Genomic DNA, 578 nt, shown 5'->3' on the forward strand with positions numbered 1-578 from the left:
CTGTGATAGAATGAGAATGGTGTCGCAAGCCAAACTCAAAATCAAAGGAGGCGGTCCAAATGGACAATAAAAGTTTATCACATACTCGTTGGAAATGCCAGTATCACATTGTGTTTATTCCTAAATACCGAAAGAAGGTATTGTATGGGAGAATACGCAGAGATGTCCGAGAGATAATAGCAACTTTATGCCAGTATAAAAATGTAGAGATAATTGCAGGAGCGGTATGTATAGATCATGTACATTTAAGCGTAGCAATTCCACCAAAACTCAGAGTATCAGATTTTATGGGGTATCTGAAAGGAAAAAGCACATTAATGATTTATGACAGGCATCCTGAGTTGCAAAGTAAATGGGATAAAGCGTTTTGGGCTAGAGGATATTATGTTGAAACGATTGGCAATATAACAGATGAAGCAGTTCAAAAGTATATAAAAGAGCAAGCAGAAGAATCGAGACGAGAAGATTCGAGTAGTACCGCTTTATAGCGGGCCAGCAAAAGTGCTTGCGATACCGCCCTTTGGGGCGAGCAGTAACAATAGCCCTTTGGAGGGCTAATAATAAACCACCAGTTGAAC

General features: G+C 39.8%; 1 protein-coding gene. It reads left to right on the forward strand.

Going from position 1 to position 578, the window contains the following annotated elements:
* The first annotated feature begins 59 nt into the window (after positions 1 to 59).
* On the forward strand, positions 60 to 488 hold the full coding sequence (tnpA, locus tag DW642_RS15740) for an IS200/IS605 family transposase (protein ID WP_055226077.1): 429 nt from the start codon (positions 60 to 62) through the stop codon (positions 486 to 488).
* Positions 489 to 578 lie beyond the last annotated feature (90 nt).

The organism is Blautia sp. AM23-13AC (assembly GCF_003435675.1).
Classification (GTDB): domain Bacteria; phylum Bacillota; class Clostridia; order Lachnospirales; family Lachnospiraceae; genus Fusicatenibacter; species Fusicatenibacter saccharivorans.

Excerpts from the sequence above, each read along its gene's own strand:
- tnpA (WP_055226077.1), top strand. The coding sequence starts at position 60 with ATGGACAATAAAAGTTTATCACATACTCGTTGGAAATGCCAGTATCAC.